Raw genomic sequence first — 508 nt, forward strand, 5'->3', positions numbered from 1 at the left:
GCGGTGCGCACCGCGCGGGAGCGGGGGGCCGGGGTGTGCGGGCCGGTGACCGGTGAAGGGCCCAATCCCTGGGCGGGGTTGAGTCCCGCGCTGGAGTTCTCGGACGGTGTGCGAGGCTGAGCCCGATCAGCACGCTCACACCGGGGAGACCACCACCGTCATGGCCGTCATCCACCACACGACCCTCACCCCCTCCAAGGTCGAACTGCTCACCGAGTGGCTGCCCACCCGCCCGTGGTACCGCGGCGGTTCCGGCACCCCCGTCCTGGAGAAGACCGGCGGCTTCCGGCTGGACGACCCCGAGGGCGAGGTCGGCATCGAGATCATGATCGCCACCGACCTCACAAGCCCCGAGCGGACCGCGTACCTGGTGCCGCTGAGCTACCGGGGCGCGCCGCTGGAGGGCGCCGAGCACGCGCTCGTGGGCACCATGGAGCACGGTGTGCTGGGCAAGCGCTGGGCGTACGACGGGATGCGCGACCCGGTGCTGGTCACCGAGCTGCTGCGG

1 protein-coding gene and 1 pseudogene are annotated in these 508 nt (G+C 72.4%); both read left to right on the forward strand.

Annotated elements, in window-relative coordinates:
* Positions 1–120: pseudogene (locus CCN72_RS41770) on the forward strand (spherulation-specific family 4 protein); the annotation flags it as partial.
* Between the two features lie 40 nt (positions 121–160).
* A partial coding sequence (locus CCN72_RS37800; protein ID WP_425276213.1) for a maltokinase N-terminal cap-like domain-containing protein occupies positions 161–508 on the forward strand: 348 nt, incomplete at its 3' end.

This window comes from Streptomyces murinus (assembly GCF_002154555.1).
Lineage (GTDB): Bacteria > Actinomycetota > Actinomycetes > Streptomycetales > Streptomycetaceae > Streptomyces > Streptomyces murinus.